This is a genomic window from Solwaraspora sp. WMMD791, assembly GCF_029581195.1.
Classification (GTDB): Bacteria; Actinomycetota; Actinomycetes; order Mycobacteriales; family Micromonosporaceae; genus Micromonospora_E.
In genome coordinates this window covers 1,150,602-1,165,781 of sequence record NZ_CP120737.1, presented here as the reverse complement: position 1 = coordinate 1,165,781, position 15,180 = coordinate 1,150,602, and the positions used below count along the sequence as shown (strand labels likewise).

Here is a 15,180-nt window from a genome sequence, read left to right as displayed (position 1 = left end):
CCCAGGCGATCGTTGAGGAGGCACCTGATGGCTACCCGTGACAACGCAGGGCAGTCCCAGTCCGGCAAGACCCGCCGGGCCGAGGAGGTCGACGAGGCGGTCACCGAGGTCGACCCCGAGGTCGCGCAGCGGCACGCGGAGATCACGGAGGACGTCGACGACCTGCTCGACGAGATCGACTCGGTCCTCGAGGAGAACGCCGAGGAGTTCGTCCGCGGGTACGTCCAGAAGGGCGGCCAGTAGTCGCCGCGCCCAGCGGGTGATGATCGCGCCCGCCGGGCGCGCACGCTAGTCTGCTTCAACCACACGGCGGCCCTCGACCGGTCGGATGGCTGTGACAGCTGGCTGGTCGAGGCGTTCAGTTCTGCAGAGAGGGACCACGTGGCAGCGGGATTTGATCCATCCGGGCGCCTACCGGACGTGTTCACCAACGCGGGGACGTCCTCCTTCACCCAGTTCCTGGCGATGGCCGCGCCGGAGCTGTTGCCCGGGCGTCGCCCGCTGCCGCCCGGGCTCAGTGCCGACGTCGCGCCGCACGCCACCACGATCGTCACCCTCGTCACCGCCGACGGTGTGGTGATGGCCGGTGACCGGCGGGCGACGATGGGCAACCTGATCGCCAACCGGGACATCGAGAAGGTGCATCCGGCCGACGCGTACTCGCTGATCGGCATCGCCGGCACGGCCGGTATCGGCATCGAGCTGATGCGGCTGTTCCAGGTCGAGCTGGAGCACTACGAGAAAATGGAGGGCGCGGTGCTCTCCCTCGACGGCAAGGCGAACCGCCTCGCCTCGATGATCCGCAACAATCTCGGGGCCGCCCTGCAGGGCCTGGCCGTGGTACCGCTGTTCGCCGGCTACGACCTGGCCGCCACCGACCCCGCCACGGCGGGCCGGATCTTCAGCTTCGACGTGACCGGTGGCCCCTACGAGACGACCGGCTACGACGCGATCGGTTCGGGCTCGCTGTTCGCCAAGGCCGCGTTGAAGAAGCGCTACCGGTCCGGGCTCAGCAGTGCCGAGGCTGTCCGGCTCGCGGTCGAGGCACTCTACGACGCCGCTGACGACGACACCGCCACCGGCGGCCCGGACCTCACCCGCCGGATCTTCCCGGTGGTGATGACCGCGACCGCCGACGGCACCCATCGGCTCACCGACGCGGAGTCCGCGGAGATCGCCGAGGCCGTTGTCGCCGCGCGTACCGAGAATCCCGGCGGCTGAGCGGTCCACCACCGACCGTCACGTCCGCTGTCGTCGATCCACCTGGCCGAAGGAGAGCCGCCGCCGTGGCAATGCAGTTCTACGCCTCGCCCGAGCAGATCATGCGGGACCGTTCCGAGCTGGCCCGCAAGGGCATCGCCCGGGGCCGCAGCGCACTCGTGCTCAGTTACGAGGGCGGGGTCCTCTTCGTCGCGGAGAACCTGTCCAGCGCGCTGCACAAGGTGAGTGAGATCTACGACCGGATTGGTTTCGCCGCGGTCGGCCGATACAACGAGTTCGAGAACCTGCGGCGGGCCGGGGTGCGGATGGCCGACCTGAACGGCCTGAGCTACGACCGGCGGGACGTCACCGGCCTGGCGCTCGCCAACGCGTACGCGCAGACTCTCGGTGCCATCTTCACCGAGCAGTCCAAGCCGTTCGAGGTCGAGATCTGCGTCGCGGAGGTGGGCCTGGAGCCGGCGGCGGACGAGATCTACCGGCTGACCTACGACGGTTCGGTGACAGATGAGCCGGGCTGCATGGCGATGGGTGGGCACGCCGAGACGATCACCGGCACGCTGCGGGCGGACCATCGGGCGGACATGTCGCTGGCTGACGCGATCTCGCTCGCGGTGCGTTCGCTCGCTGGCGTCGGCGCGGAGAACGGCACGACCCGCAGCCTCGCCGCCAACCAGCTCGAAGTGGCGGTGCTCGACCGTCGCCGTCGTGGACGGACGTTCCGCCGGGTGACCGGTGCCGCGCTCACCGCGCTGCTCGACGGCGAAACCACCGCCGCCTCGGCGTCGGACGACGACGAGGCGGGCGGGGCGGCGAGCCGGACGGACGGGCCGCGACTGCCCGGGTCCGCGGCGGACAAGCCGACCTCGTCAGCGGCCTCCGCAGACCTGGAGGACACGGCCGGGTCCGCCGACACCGACCAGGACTGACACCGCCCGGCGAGGGCCGGTGACGGCATGCTCGGCAGCCGTCGCCGACCCTCGCCGGGCTGTGGCGTCACACCCAGCGGCGCACCAGCCGCCAGTAGGCCGACATCGCGGCGTTGAACACCGGCGTGCCCGGTGGGTTGATCAGCGGGGTGTCCAGCCGGTCGGTGAGCACCCGCATCCAGATCCGGTCGGCGACGGTCCGTTCGGCCTGCAGCTGGGCCCGCCGGTGTCGCAGGTGCCGCCGGTGCTGCCACAGCCAGCGGTAGCCGCGGAGCTTGTCCCGCAACCATCCGTCCTTGGTGGCCAACGCCAGCATCGCCAACTCCAGCGCCAGCAACGGCGGGCCGAGCAGGACCAGCGAGCGGGCTCCCCACAGGGTCACGACGAACATCACCCGGTTGCGCTCGACAAGGTAGAACTTGAAGCTGTTACGACTGAACTCGTAGCGGTGCAGCGCCACCGCGTCCGGTACGTTGACCACCCGCAGGCCGACCCGCCAGGTACGCAACGACAGGTCGGCGTCCTCGTGATAGGCGAAGTAGTGCGGGTCGAACCCGCCGAGCCGGTCCCAGTGGGTCCGTCGGGTCACCAGGCAGGCACCCATCGCGCCGGCCGTCTCGGTCGGTTCGGTGCGGGTCTCCCGCTGCCGGAACCCGCCGATCCAGCTCAGCCCGAGCACGTGCACCTCGTTGCCGCTGGAGTTCAACAGCTCAGGCTCGTCGGCCAGGCGTACCGCCCCGGCGGCGATGCCGATGCTGGGGTCGGCGAGCTCCTCGACCAGCCGGGCCAGGGTGGTCGGTTCGACCACCGCGTCGCCGTTGATCAGCGCCACGTACTCGCCGGTGGAGGCCTCGACGCCGAGGTTGCAGCCGGCCGAGAAGCCGACGTTCTCACCGTGGCCGACCACGCTCACCCCGGGGACCTCCCGCAGGTGGGTGACGTCGTCGGTGGTGCACCCGTTGTCGACCAGCACGACGTCGACGTCGACCTTCGCCGAGTGCAGCAGCGCCTCCACGCTGCGCCGCAGCAGCGGTTCCGCCCCCCAGGCCAGCACGATCGCGCTGACCCGTGGGAGTCCGGTGGAGTCCTGCTCAGGATTGCTTGCCGACATGTCGATGTCTCTCCTGGGGGTGGGGATCGCGGGGTGGGGATCACGACCCGCGGCGGCGGGCCGGGCCGCAAGGGTCAGCTGACGAACCGAGGGTCACGCAGCGCGGCGGAGAGCATGCTCCGCCAGTCTGCCATGGCGGGGAGCCCGGCGAGCGCCCAACGCTGATGTCCGAGGACCGAGTACGCAGGTCGGGCGGCGGGCCGACGGAACTGACCGCTGTCGGTGGGCCGGATCCGGTCCGGATCGAGTCCACGCAGCGCGAACGCCTCCCGGGCCAGTCCGCACCAGGTGGTCTGGCCGCTGGCCGTACCGTGGTAGATCCCGGCCGGCGCGGTCCCGGCCCGCGCCGCCCGGGCCAGCGCGACCAGCCGCTCGGCGAGCGCGTACGACCAGGTCGGCTGGCCGTGCTGGTCGTCGACCACGTCGAGGTGGTCGCGTTGGCCGGCCAGCCGCAGCATCGTGGCGACGAAGTTCGGGCCGTGGGCACCGTAGAGCCAGGCGGTGCGCACGATGTAGCCGGTGTCCGGCAGCAGCCGGGTGACCGCCTGCTCGCCGACGAGCTTGCTGCGCCCGTACGCGTTGACCGGCACGGTCGGGGCGTCCTCGGGGTACGGTGACCGCCCGTCACCGGCGAAGACGTAGTCGGTCGAGACGTGGACCAGGACAGTGCCCCGCTCGGCGCAGGCCTGCGCCAGGTGGGCGACCCCGGTGCCGTTGACGGCGGTGGCCGCCGTCTCGGCGGTCTCCGCGCCGTCCACATCGGTCCAGGCGGCGGCGTTGACGACCACCCGGTGTCCGTCGACGGCCGCCGCGACGGCGGCCGGGTCGGTGATGTCCAGTTCGGCGCGGGTGCAGGCGGTGACCGCCACCGGCTCGGGCTGGTCGGCGAGGACGGCGAGCAGGTCGAGGCCGAGCATCCCGCCGGCCCCGGTGACCAGCCACCGGTCCGGTGCGCTCACTTCGCCACGGGCTTCTTGAGCGGCTCCCACCAGGCACGGTTCTCCCGGTACCAGCGGACCGTCTCAGCCAGCCCCTCGTCGAGGGTGACGCTCGGCGCGTAGCCGAGTTCGCGGGAGATCTTGCCGATGTCGAGCGAGTAGCGGCGGTCATGGCCCTTGCGGTCGGTGACCGGTACCACCCGGTCCCAGCCGACCCCGCAGGCGTCGAGCAGACGTCCGGTCAGCTCCTTGTTGGTCAACTCGGTGCCGCCGCCGATGTGGTAGACCTCGCCGGCCCGCCCGCCCGCGGCCACCAGTCCGATGCCCACGCAGTGGTCGCGTACGTGCAGCCAGTCCCGGATGTTGCCGCCGTCGCCGTACAGCGGCACCGTGCCACCGTCGAGCAGGTTGGTGACGAACAGCGGGATGACCTTCTCCGGGAACTGGTAGGGCCCGTAGTTGTTGGAACAGCGGGTCACCACCACGTCCATCCCGTGGGTGCGGTGGTAGGCCAGGGCCAGCAGGTCGGAACCGGCCTTGGAGGCCGAGTACGGCGAGTTCGGCGACAGCGGCCAGTCCTCCGTCCAGGATCCGTCCTCGATCGACCCGTACACCTCGTCGGTGGAGACGTGAACGAACCGACCGACGCGGTGGCGCATCGCCGCGTCGAGCAGAGTCTGGGTGCCCAGCACGTTGGTGGTGACGAACTCGGCCGCCCCGGAGATCGAGCGGTCGACGTGCGACTCCGCCGCGAAGTGCACCACCATGTCGTGGTCGGGCAGGGCCCGTTCGACCGCGGCGGCGTCGCAGATGTCGGCCTGGACGAACCGCAGCCGCGGATCGTCACGGACCGGGTCGAGGTTGGCGAGATTGCCGGAGTAGGTCAACTTGTCCAGCACCGTGACGGCGCTGGGGGCCACCCCCGCCGTTTCCGGGTCGGTGAGCAGCATACGGACGAATTCGGAACCGATGAAGCCGGCACCGCCGGTGACGAGGATCCTCACGGGTCACGAAGTCTACGCGACCGCGCCGGGGCCCGGGCCCGCACTGTCGGTAGTCCGCTCCAACGCGACCAGGACGTTCTCCCGCCACGGCGGAATCGGCGCCAGGGTGGTCCGGGTGAATTCCGGCAACGTCCCGCCCAGCAGCGTCGCCAGCTGCGCCTCGGTCATGAACTCGACGTCGCGGTCGCCGGTGATGTAGCGGTCGGCCCAGTAGGCCAGCCGGCCGGCGACCGGCCGGTCCCGGGCCCACTCCTTGACCAGCAGGAGTCCGCCGGCGGCGGTCAGCGCGGCGGCGTGTCGCAGCACCGCTGGGCGGGCGGCGGCGGGGATGTGGTGCAGCACGTCGACGATGACGACCAGGTCGAACGGGTCGGGCTGCCCGGCCGCCAGCATGGCGATGTCCTGGCGGCGGAACTCGGCGCGGGCGGGATCGCCCCGGTAGAGCCGACCAGCGGTCGCCGCCGGGTCGATGCCGAGGTATTCCGCGGTGGCGAAGACCGTGGTGAGCCGCTGGGCCAGCGCCCCGTCGCCACAACCGATCTCCAGGATCCGTTTCGCCGGGTGCAGCGCCGCGATCCGGCCGCCCAGGTGGTCGAGGTCGATGAAGAACCGGCGGTACAGTTCGGCGGCCGGGATCTCCAACCGGCCCAGCCGGTGTCGGACGAAGGTGCCTATCCCCACTGGTGCCCCCGATCATGACCCGTCGACGCCCGCCCGTCGACGCCCGCCCGGTAGGCTCCCGGCCGTGCGTGGAATCCTACTCGCCGGTGGCACCGGATCGCGGTTGTGGCCCATTACCCGTGCGGTGTCGAAGCAGCTCATGCCGGTCTTCGACAAGCCGATGATCTACTATCCGCTCTCCACCTTGATCATGTCCGGCGTCAAGGAGATCCTGGTCGTCACCACCCCGGACGACCAGCCGCAGTTTCAGCGGTTGCTCGGCGACGGGTCCCAGTTCGGGCTACGGTTGTCCTACCGGTCCCAGCCCCGGCCCGAAGGCATCGCGCAGGCGTTCGTCCTGGGTGCGGACTTCATCGCCGACGAGGCGGTCGCGTTGATCCTCGGTGACAACATTTTTCACGGTGTCGGCCTGGGGCGGCAGTTGTCCGACCACGGCGATCTCGTCGGTGGGCTGATCTTCGCCTACCCGGTGGCGAATCCGCAGGCCTACGGGGTGGTCGACTTCGACTCCAGTGGCCGGGTGCTGTCGATCGAGGAGAAGCCGCAGCGGCCCCGGTCGCGGTACGCGGTGCCGGGACTGTACTTCTACGACAACCGGGTCGTGGAGATCGCCGCGGGGCTGACCCCGAGCGCCCGGGGCGAGTTGGAGATCACCGCCGTCAACGAGGCCTACCGCCGGGCGGGCCAGCTCTCGGTCACCGTACTGGACCGGGGCACCGCCTGGTTGGACACCGGCACCTTCGCCTCGATGATGCAGGCGGCGGAGTTCGTCCGGGTCATCGAGGAGCGTCAGGGCATGAAGATCGGCTGCGTCGAGGAGGTCGCCTGGCGGGCCGGGTTGATCGACGACAGCCAGCTACGGACGCTGGCCGAGCCGCTGACCAAGAGCGGGTACGGAGACTACCTGTTGAGCCTGCTCGACGAGCGGTACGACCGCCGGCTCAACGGGGCCGGCACCGGCGAGGAGGGACGATGAAGTTCCGCGAACTGGAGGTCCCGGGCGCGTGGGAGGTCACCACCGCGCAGCACGGCGACCCACGCGGGTTGTTCATGGAGTGGTACCGCTTCGATCACCTTGCCGAGGCGGTCGGCCATCCGCTGCGGCTCGCCCAGGGCAACCTGTCGGTGTCCGCCCGCGACGTGGTGCGCGGCATCCACTTCGCCGACGTACCGCCCGGCCAGGCCAAGTACGTGACCTGCGTGCGGGGTGCCGTGGTCGACGTCATCGTGGACCTGCGGGTCGGATCGCCGACCTTCGGCCGGTGGACGGCGGTACGGCTCGACGACGTGGACCGCCGGGCGGTGTACATCAGTGAAGGGCTCGGGCATGGGTTCTGCGCCATGACCGACGACGCCACCCTCAGCTACCTCTGCTCGACGACGTACAACCCGCAGGCCGAGCACGCGGTGCACCCGCTCGACCCTGACCTGGCCATCGACTGGCCGACCGGGTCGCCTCAGTTGTCCGCACGGGACGCGGCGGCACCGACCCTGGCGCAGGCCCGCGCCGACGGACTGCTGCCGGAGTATGCGCGGTGTCAGGAGTTCGTCACCCGGTTGAAGACCGAAGAATCACCGTACGCATCGCCGCAGTAACTCTACGCAGATCGGACCTGTCGGGCGGCATCTGCGGCCACCGACCCGCGAACAACGCCCGACAGGTCATCCGAGACTGACCATGGACCGTCCCGGGCGGCTAGTGTCTGCTCATGGAACGGCGAATCTTCGGGCTCGAAACCGAGTACGGTGTCACCTGCACCTACCGCGGCCAGCGACGGCTGTCGCCGGACGAGGTGGCGCGTTACCTGTTCCGCCGGGTGGTCTCCTGGGGGCGGTCCAGCAACGTCTTCCTCCGCAACGGCGCCCGGCTCTACCTCGACGTCGGCTCACACCCGGAGTACGCGACCCCGGAGTGCGACTCGGTGACCGATCTGGTCGCGCACGACCGCGCCGGCGAGCGGATCCTGGAAGGTCTGCTGGTCGACGCCGAGAAGCGGCTGCACGACGAAGGCATCGCCGGCGAGATCTACCTGTTCAAGAACAACACCGACTCGGCCGGCAACTCCTACGGGTGCCACGAGAACTACCTGGTCTCCCGGCACGGCGAGTTCGGCCGGCTGGCTGACGTGCTGATTCCGTTCCTGGTCACCCGGCAGTTGATCTGCGGTGCCGGCAAGGTGCTGCAGACTCCCCGGGGTGCGGTGTACTGCCTGTCGCAGCGGGCCGAGCACATCTGGGAAGGGGTCTCGTCGGCGACGACCCGGTCCCGGCCGATCATCAACACCCGCGACGAGCCGCATGCCGACGCCGAACGCTACCGCCGGCTGCACGTCATCGTCGGCGACTCCAACATGAACGAGGTCACGACCCTGCTCAAGGTCGGCAGCGCGGACATCGTGCTGCGGATGATCGAGGCGGGTGTGGTGATGCGGGACCTGTCGCTGGAGAACCCGATCCGGGCGATCCGCGAGGTCTCCCACGACATCACCGGCCGCCGCAAGATCCGTCTCGCCTCCAACAAGGAGGTCAGCGCCCTGGAGATCCAGCAGGAATACCTGGCCCGGGCGACGGAGTTCGTCGAGCGTCGCGGCGGCGACCAGACCGCCAAGCGGGTGGTCGAACTGTGGGGCCGGGTGCTGCGGGCGGTGGAGACCGGGGACCTGGATCCGGTGGCCCGGGAGATCGACTGGGTCACGAAGCTGAAGCTGATCGAGCGTTACCAGCGCAAACACGACCTGCCGCTGTCGCATCCCCGGATCGCCCAGATGGATCTCGCCTACCACGACCTGCGGCGCGGCCGGGGCCTGTACGCGTTGCTGGAACGGCGGGGGCAGGTCGATCGGGTGGCCACCAACCTGGAGATCTTCGAGGCCAAGGAGACCCCGCCGCAGACCACCCGGGCCCGGCTGCGCGGGGAGTTCATCCGCCACGCCCAGGAGAAGCGCCGCGACTTCACCGTCGACTGGGTGCACCTGAAGCTGAACGACCAGGCACAACGGACGGTGCTGTGCAAGGATCCGTTCCGCGCCTACGACGAACGGGTCGAGCGGCTGATCGCGAGCATGTGACGGTAGGCTCGCCCGGTCATGGCTGACCCCACCCGACCCGGATCCCCGCCGGATCCGTCGACGCCCGCCGGGCGGTCCGATCCGGCGGGCCCCGGCGCGTCGCCGCCACCGGCGGCCACACCGCCATGGAGCCCGTTTCCGGCCACCGAGTCCTGGCTGGAGCGCCGACGCCGGAAGGTCGTCGAGGAGATCGCGCGTAACCGCCGTGGCGAGTACACCGTGCCGACCTGGGTGCTCGCCGCCGCGCTCGGGCTGATCCTGGCGGCCTGGGCCACCCTGATCATCGTCAGCTGACGCCGTCGCCCTCGGCGTTGCCGTCGCCGGTCCGGCCGGATGCCGCCGCCAGCCCAGCGGCGTAGCGGCCGGCCGCCGCGCAGGCCAGGAAGTAGGCGTGGTCGCCGGCCAGGTCCCGGCCCATCGTGCGCAACGGCACCGGGCTGGCCCGCAGCGCTTCGGTCAGGCCGTCGGTCGGCACCTGGACCATCCGGTGCCGACCGACCGGCGCGGTCAGCGGCGCCAGCGCCGCCACCACCTCGGCGGCGATCGTCGCCGGCAGCTCCGCCGGCACCACCAGGTCCGCCGGGGCGAGCGCGACCCGCCCGTACGCGGTGACGCTGTGATGCGACACGCCGTGGTGGCGTGCCCGGGGGTCGGCGTCGGATATCCGTAGTGCGCCGACCGGCCGGCCGCCGAGGGTGGCGACCGCGTTGACCGCTTCACCCACCGCGACACCCGAGAACCCCCACCGGGTGCCGGTGCCGAGATTGCCGGGGCCCTGGCTGACCACGGCGATGTCGGCGCGCAGCACGTGGCGGGCGGCGAGCAGGCCGCTGTGCGTGGTGGTGGCCTCCAGGTCACCACCGAAGCACTGACCGACGGTCACCGTGCCGGCCAGGGTACCGGCCAGCCCGTCGAGGGTGCGGGAGAAACCGGCCGGGAGCGCACCGCCGTCGGTCATCACGTACGCGATCCGCAGCGCCGGTGAGTCGGCGAGGGCACCGGCGACGATCGCCGGCAGCGCCGAGTGCAGGTCCGCGGTGACGACCGGCATGCCGGCCAGGTCGTCGGCGTCGACCAGCACCCGCCGGTACGGCGAGGCCTCCTCGTCGACGCCGCAGACGATCGCCTGCAGCGGCGTGTACCGCGCCTTGACCAGGTGGCCACCGGAGCGGTCGTCGCCGCCGGGCGGGTCGGCCGGCAGCCGCTGCGGCACCGCCACCACGAGGGCGTAACCACCGGTGCCCAGGCCCATCGCCAGCGCGCCGACGTTGAGCAGCACCGCGTCGCCGGGCTCCGGCACGCCGACCAGTTCCGGATAGGCCAACGCCCGTACGGTCGTAGCGTCGACTGCGACGTCGAGTTCCACCGCGCCCCGCCACCGTCGTCGGATCCCGGTCACCGTGCCACTGCGCCAACGCACCATGCCCGGCACGGTAGTCAACCCGTGCGTCGTCCCCGCCGGGTGGGGCGGTCGGCGTGGCGTCGGCACTGCTAGCGTCGTGCCGTGTCCCGCAACCGGACCGAACGCCTGGTCAATTTGGTGATCTGCCTGCTGTCGACCCGACGGTTCCTGACCGCCGCGCAGATCGCCGCGACCGTGCCCGGCTATGAGCACGATCCCACCGACTCCCGCGACCACGAGGCGTTCCAGCGCAAGTTCGAACGCGACAAGGCGGAGCTGCGTGATCTCGGCGTACCGCTGGAAACCGGCACCGCCAGCGTCTTCGACAGCGAGCCGGGCTACCGGATCGCCCGCCGCGAGTACGCCCTGCCGGAGATTCCGCTGGCGCCGGAGGAGGCGGCCGCCGTCGGTATCGCCGCCCGGCTGTGGCAGCACGCCGGACTGGCCGCCGCCGCGTCGTCCGGGCTGGCCAAGTTGCGCGCCGCCGGCATCGACGTCGACCCGCAGGCCACCCTCGGGGTGGAGCCGGTGGTCACCGTCGATCCGGCGTTCGCCGCCCTGACGGCGGCGGCCCGCGACCGCCGCCCGGTCGGCTTCGACTACCGGGTTCCCGAAGGTGACACCCCGACCCGCCGCCGGCTGCAGCCCTGGGGCGTGGTCTGCTGGCGGGGCCGCTGGTACGTGGTCGGCCACGACGAGGACCGCGCGGCGACCCGCTGCTTCCGGTTGTCCCGGGTGGTCGGCCCGGTCCGCCCGACCGGCGCTCCCGGCAGCTTCACCCCGCCCACCGACATCGACCTGATCAGCCACGTCGCCCGGTGGTCCGGCCCGGTGGAGCGCACCGGCGTGGCCACGGTGCTGGTCCGGCCCGGCCGGGCCGCCGGCCTGCGCCGCACCGCGCAGACCTGCGTCACCGGGCCCGACGGCGACCGGCTCACCCTGCGCTACGGCGAACCGGAGGCGCTCGCCGGACACCTCGCCGGGTACGGTGCCGACGTGCGGGTCCTCGATCCACCAGAGGTACGCGACCTGGTGGTCCAACGACTCAAGGAGATCGTCGCGGCGCACGAGCCGGCCGGGGCGGAGGTGCCGAGGTGACGAAACCGACCGGATCCCGGGCGTCGGCCGACCGGCTGGCCCGGCTGCTCAATCTGGTGCCGTACCTGCTGGCCCGACCCGGTGTGGAGATCGCCCAGGCGGCGGCGGACCTGGGCACCACGGACCGGCAGTTGCGGGAGGACCTCGAGCTGCTCTGGGTGTGTGGGCTGCCCGGCTACGGGCCCGGCGACCTGATCGACATGGCGTTCGACGGTGACCGGGTGACCATCACCTACGACGCCGGCATCGACCGGCCGCTGCGACTCACCCCGGACGAGGCGTTGGCGCTGGTGGTGGCGCTGCGGATGTTGGCAGAGACACCGGGCCTGGCCGGTCGCGACGCGGTCGAACGGGCGTTGGCCAAGATCGAGGACGCGGCGGGGGAGCTGGCCGGAGCCCCGGTGGCGGTGCGGCTGGCCGGCGACCCGGAGCGGCTGGACCGGCTGCGGACGGCTGCCCAGAGCGGCCGGGCGGTGCGGATCACCTACTACACGGCGACTCGCGACGAGACCACCGAACGCACCGTCGACCCGATCCGGGTGCTGATGATCGGTGGGCGCGGCTACCTGGAGGCGTGGTGCCGGCGCGCCGACGCGGTGCGGCTGTTCCGCGCCGACCGCATCGACGCACTGGTCGAACTCGACGAACCGGCCGCCGTACCGCCGCAGGCCGGCCGGGCCGAGCCGCGCGAGACCGCGTTCCAGCCCACGGCGGACCTGCCGGTGGTCACCCTGCGGGTGGGTCGCGGCGGGCGCTGGATCACCGAGTACTACCCGTGTGACCGGGTGGAGGTCGAGCCGACCGGCGACTGGCTGGTCACCTTGCGAGTGACCGACCTGGCCTGGGCCCGGCGGTTCGTGCTCTCCCTCGGCGCGGACGTGACGGTCACCGCGCCGGCCGAGCTGGTCGCCCAGGTGCATGCGGCGGCGGCGCAGGCGCTGGCGGCGTACGCGGCCCCGGCACCGGAGCCGGCGGCGTACGCCGACCCGGTGCCGGGCCAGGAGACGTCGGCTGCGGCCCCGGTCGGTACCGGCTAGTCTGCTCAGGTGCTGACCTGGATCGTCCTCGCCGTGCTGGGCTGTGCCCTGGTGCTGCTCGTCCTGTCGGTCCGTCCGGTGCTGTCCCGGCTGCCTACGCTGCGCCGGGCGGTGCTGGCGCTGCAGCATCGCCAGGGCGAGGTCGAGGCGTTGGCGCTGCGGGCCGAGCAGCTGCAGACCCGGGTCGACCAGCTGCAACGCAACCTGGAGGCCGCCGAGCGCCGCCGCGCGATGGCCCGCGCGGACCGTACCAGCTGACCGCCAGACCACGCCGACCTGGCCTGTTCGGTCATGCCGTCAGGTCCGACGCCTTCAGCTGGTGCCCGCGTGGTTGACGGGCCAGTTGATCGTGGTTGAGACTTCACCGACCAGGCCAGATTGACCCGGTCTGGCAGGTGGCGGACCCAGCGAACGCACGTACGATGGGCTCGTCACCACCGACGCACCGACTGGAGCCTTGCCATGCACATCCTGAAGCCGTGGCACATCGCCGTCCTCGTGGTCGTGCTGATCCTGCTCTTCGGCGCCAAGCGGCTGCCGGACGCGGCGCGGTCGCTTGGTCGATCCCTGCGGATCATCAAGGCCGAGACCAAGAGCCTCGCCGAGGACGACAAGGACCTCGCGGAGAAGGCCGACGCCCAGCACGGCCGCGCGCCGTACCAGGCCGAGCCGATTATCGAGCCGACCAGCGTGCACCAGCCCGGCTACCAGCCACCTGCGGCACCGATGGCCGAGCAGCCACAGCGCGTCCGCGACGCCAACTGACCGGAAGGGCCTCCTCCCGTGGGCTTCGCCCTGCGCCGGCGCGGTCCGAGCAATTTCGACCGCGCCTCCGACGGCTCGATGACCCTGATCGAGCACTTTCGCGAGCTGCGTTCCAGGCTGTTCCGCGCTTCGATTGCCATCGTGGTTGGTATCGCGCTCGGATTTTGGTTGGCAGAGCCGGTACGTGGGTTGTTGCAGCAGCCGTACTGCAACCTGCCCACCTCGATCGGGCCCGACGGACAGTGTAAGTTCGTCCAGCTGGGGCCGGCAGACGTCTTTCTGCTGAACCTCAAGGTAGCCCTTTGGGTTGGCCTTATCGTGGCGGCGCCGTTCTGGCTGTACCAGCTCTGGGCATTCATCGCTCCCGGGCTGCATCGCAATGAGCGGCGGTATGCCTACATCTTTACCGCTATTGCGGCTCCCCTGTTTGCGGCCGGTGCGGTTCTTGCGTTCTTCGTGGTCGAAAAGGGCCTCGAGTTCCTGATGAACTTCGCCGGAGATGATATTAATACAACACTCGAGGTGACGAGGTACATAACATTTGTCACGAACCTGATCTTGCTTTTTGGTGTGGCATTTGAGTTTCCGCTCGTTGTCCTGATGCTCAACTTTGTGGGGATTGCGAGTGCCAAGCGTCTCCTGAGTTGGTGGCGGGTCGCCGTATTCGTCTTCTTCCTGTTCTCTGCCCTGGTCACCCCTACACCCGACCCGTTCGGGATGACCGCGTTGGCAGCGTGTCTTTCCGCCCTGTACTTCGTCGCGGTCGGGGTGGCGTTCCTCAACGACAAGCGTCGTGGCCGGGGCAAGGAGGTGTATGCCGGACTCGACGACGACGAGGCGTCGCCGCTGGACGACGATCCGCAGCCGGTGTCGGTCGCCGACCGTACCGAGACCGTCGCGCCGATCGTGCCGGCCCAGCCGGTGCCGAAACCGCTGCCGATCGAGCGTCGCTACGACGACATGACGTGAGCCTTGGATCTGCCACCACGCCGGTGACCCCCGGTGCGGTGGCGGTGCTGGCCAATCCGTCGGCCGGGCGCGGCCGCCACGGCGGTCTGCTCCCGGCCGTACGGGAGCTGCTGACCGCCGCCGGGCGGCCGGTGTGCCTGCTGTCGGCGGCGACCGCCGCCGACGCCGTGGCGGTCTGCCGCCGGGCGGTGGCCGCCGGTGCGTCGGCCCTGGTCACCGTCGGCGGCGACGGCACGGTGCACGCCGCGCTGCAGGCCCTGGCCACCACCGGCGTCCCGCTGGGACCGGTGCCCGCCGGCACCGGCAACGACTTCGCCCTGGCCACCGGGTTCCCGGCCGATCCGACAGCGGCGGCCGCAGCCATCGCCGACGCGATCCGAGCGGGCCGGACCCAGGGTGTCGACCTGGCCCGGGTCAGCGTCGCCGACACGCCGGACCGCTGGTACGGCGCGGTGCTGGCCGCCGGCTTCGACGCGATCGTCAACGAACGCGCCAACCGGATGCGCTGGCCGTCGGGGCCACGCCGCTACGACCTGGCCATTCTGGTCGAGCTGGCCAGGCTGCGGCCGCGCCGGTACCGCATCGTGCTCGACGGCGAACCGCACCACCTCGACGCGGTGCTGGTCGCGGTCGGCAACTGCGCCAGCTACGGCGGCGGGATGCGGATCTGCCCGGCGGCGGATCCCGCCGACGGGCTGCTCGACGTGGTGGTCGCCGGTCCGGTCGGGCGGGCCACCCTGATCCGGATCAAGCCCCAGGTCTACCGGGGCACCCACGTCGGGCATCCGCAGGTCCGCAGCTTCCGGGCCAGGCAGATCATTATCGAAGCGGCCGGGGTGGTCGGGTACGCCGACGGGGAACGGCTCGGGCCGCTGCCGTTGACCGTCACCGCCGTACCGGACGCGCTCCGGCTCCTGCGCTGACCCCCCGCTCCTGCGCTGACCAGGCTCCTGCGCCGAC

Annotated in this window: 18 protein-coding genes; 13 read left to right on the top strand and 5 right to left on the bottom strand. The window is 71.2% G+C overall.

From position 1 onward, the window contains the following. Nucleotides 1–27 precede the first annotated feature (27 nt). The 3 genes from O7623_RS04980 to prcA all read left to right on the top strand — a co-directional run bounded on the left by O7623_RS04980 (nt 28) and on the right by prcA (nt 2,147). Nucleotides 28–243, top strand: a complete 216-nt coding sequence (locus O7623_RS04980) for a ubiquitin-like protein Pup (RefSeq protein ID WP_282227412.1) — start codon at nt 28–30, stop codon at nt 241–243. Between the two features lie 138 nt (nt 244–381). Beyond that, the gene (prcB, locus tag O7623_RS04975; RefSeq protein ID WP_282227411.1) at nt 382–1,221 is read left to right on the top strand and encodes a proteasome subunit beta; all 840 of its coding nucleotides are present in this window, start codon (nt 382–384) and stop codon (nt 1,219–1,221) included. 65 nt (nt 1,222–1,286) lie between these two features. Continuing rightward, a complete protein-coding gene (prcA, locus tag O7623_RS04970; RefSeq protein ID WP_282227410.1) occupies nt 1,287–2,147 on the top strand; it encodes a proteasome subunit alpha in 861 nt (286 codons plus the stop codon). 67 nt (nt 2,148–2,214) lie between these two features. On the opposite strand, the gene O7623_RS04965 is transcribed toward prcA, so the two are convergent. The 4 genes from O7623_RS04965 to O7623_RS04950 all read right to left on the bottom strand — a co-directional run bounded on the left by O7623_RS04965 (nt 2,215) and on the right by O7623_RS04950 (nt 5,881). Continuing rightward, a complete protein-coding gene (locus O7623_RS04965; RefSeq protein ID WP_282227409.1) occupies nt 2,215–3,258 on the bottom strand; it encodes a glycosyltransferase family 2 protein in 1,044 nt (347 codons plus the stop codon). A gap of 74 nt (nt 3,259–3,332) precedes the next feature. Beyond that, nucleotides 3,333–4,217: a dTDP-4-dehydrorhamnose reductase gene (rfbD, locus tag O7623_RS04960; RefSeq protein ID WP_282227408.1), complete on the bottom strand. Its 885-nt coding sequence runs from the start codon at nt 4,215–4,217 to the stop codon at nt 3,333–3,335. After that, nucleotides 4,214–5,200, bottom strand: a complete 987-nt coding sequence (gene rfbB / locus O7623_RS04955; RefSeq protein WP_282227407.1) for a dTDP-glucose 4,6-dehydratase — start codon at nt 5,198–5,200, stop codon at nt 4,214–4,216. Before rfbB ends, rfbD begins: the two co-directional genes overlap by 4 nt. 12 nt (nt 5,201–5,212) lie before the next feature. Next, nucleotides 5,213–5,881, bottom strand: coding sequence for a class I SAM-dependent methyltransferase (locus O7623_RS04950; RefSeq protein WP_282227406.1), 669 nt, complete (start codon nt 5,879–5,881; stop codon nt 5,213–5,215). A gap of 64 nt (nt 5,882–5,945) precedes the next feature. Here O7623_RS04950 and rfbA point away from each other — a divergent pair, with 64 nt between their 5' ends. The 4 genes from rfbA to O7623_RS04930 all read left to right on the top strand — a co-directional run bounded on the left by rfbA (nt 5,946) and on the right by O7623_RS04930 (nt 9,243). Continuing rightward, nucleotides 5,946–6,857, top strand: a complete 912-nt coding sequence (gene rfbA / locus O7623_RS04945; RefSeq protein WP_282227405.1) for a glucose-1-phosphate thymidylyltransferase RfbA — start codon at nt 5,946–5,948, stop codon at nt 6,855–6,857. Then, nucleotides 6,854–7,477, top strand: coding sequence for a dTDP-4-dehydrorhamnose 3,5-epimerase (rfbC, locus tag O7623_RS04940; RefSeq protein WP_282227404.1), 624 nt, complete (start codon nt 6,854–6,856; stop codon nt 7,475–7,477). Before rfbA ends, rfbC begins: the two co-directional genes overlap by 4 nt. Nucleotides 7,478–7,590: 113 nt before the next feature. Further along, nucleotides 7,591–8,949, top strand: coding sequence for a Pup--protein ligase (pafA, locus tag O7623_RS04935; RefSeq protein WP_282227403.1), 1,359 nt, complete (start codon nt 7,591–7,593; stop codon nt 8,947–8,949). An 18-nt stretch (nt 8,950–8,967) separates the two neighbouring features. After that, nucleotides 8,968–9,243, top strand: a complete 276-nt coding sequence (locus O7623_RS04930; RefSeq protein WP_282229711.1) for a hypothetical protein — start codon at nt 8,968–8,970, stop codon at nt 9,241–9,243. Here O7623_RS04930 and O7623_RS04925 read toward each other — a convergent pair. Beyond that, nucleotides 9,236–10,372, bottom strand: coding sequence for a DUF3866 family protein (locus O7623_RS04925; protein WP_282227402.1), 1,137 nt, complete (start codon nt 10,370–10,372; stop codon nt 9,236–9,238). The two genes, O7623_RS04930 and O7623_RS04925, sit on opposite strands and share 8 nt — an antisense overlap. Nucleotides 10,373–10,453: 81 nt before the next feature. Here O7623_RS04925 and O7623_RS04920 point away from each other — a divergent pair, with 81 nt between their 5' ends. The 6 genes from O7623_RS04920 to O7623_RS04895 all read left to right on the top strand — a co-directional run bounded on the left by O7623_RS04920 (nt 10,454) and on the right by O7623_RS04895 (nt 15,143). Continuing rightward, on the top strand, nt 10,454–11,449 hold the full coding sequence (locus O7623_RS04920) for a WYL domain-containing protein (RefSeq protein ID WP_282227401.1): 996 nt from the start codon (nt 10,454–10,456) through the stop codon (nt 11,447–11,449). After that, nucleotides 11,446–12,486, top strand: a complete 1,041-nt coding sequence (locus O7623_RS04915; RefSeq protein ID WP_282227400.1) for a YafY family protein — start codon at nt 11,446–11,448, stop codon at nt 12,484–12,486. Before O7623_RS04920 ends, O7623_RS04915 begins: the two co-directional genes overlap by 4 nt. 9 nt (nt 12,487–12,495) lie before the next feature. After that, nucleotides 12,496–12,744, top strand: a complete 249-nt coding sequence (locus O7623_RS04910) for a hypothetical protein (RefSeq protein ID WP_282227399.1) — start codon at nt 12,496–12,498, stop codon at nt 12,742–12,744. A gap of 204 nt (nt 12,745–12,948) precedes the next feature. Then, nucleotides 12,949–13,251 (top strand): Sec-independent protein translocase subunit TatA, encoded by a 303-nt coding sequence (gene tatA, locus O7623_RS04905; protein WP_282227398.1) that lies wholly within the window; start codon nt 12,949–12,951, stop codon nt 13,249–13,251. Nucleotides 13,252–13,269: 18 nt separating this feature from the next. Continuing rightward, on the top strand, nt 13,270–14,220 hold the full coding sequence (gene tatC, locus O7623_RS04900) for a twin-arginine translocase subunit TatC (RefSeq protein WP_282227397.1): 951 nt from the start codon (nt 13,270–13,272) through the stop codon (nt 14,218–14,220). Next, nucleotides 14,217–15,143 carry a diacylglycerol kinase gene (locus tag O7623_RS04895; RefSeq protein WP_282227396.1) on the top strand — a complete coding sequence of 309 codons (927 nt, stop codon included), beginning with the start codon at nt 14,217–14,219 and terminating at the stop codon, nt 15,141–15,143. The genes tatC and O7623_RS04895 overlap by 4 nt, the downstream gene beginning before the upstream one ends. The last annotated feature ends 37 nt before the right edge of the window (nt 15,144–15,180 follow it).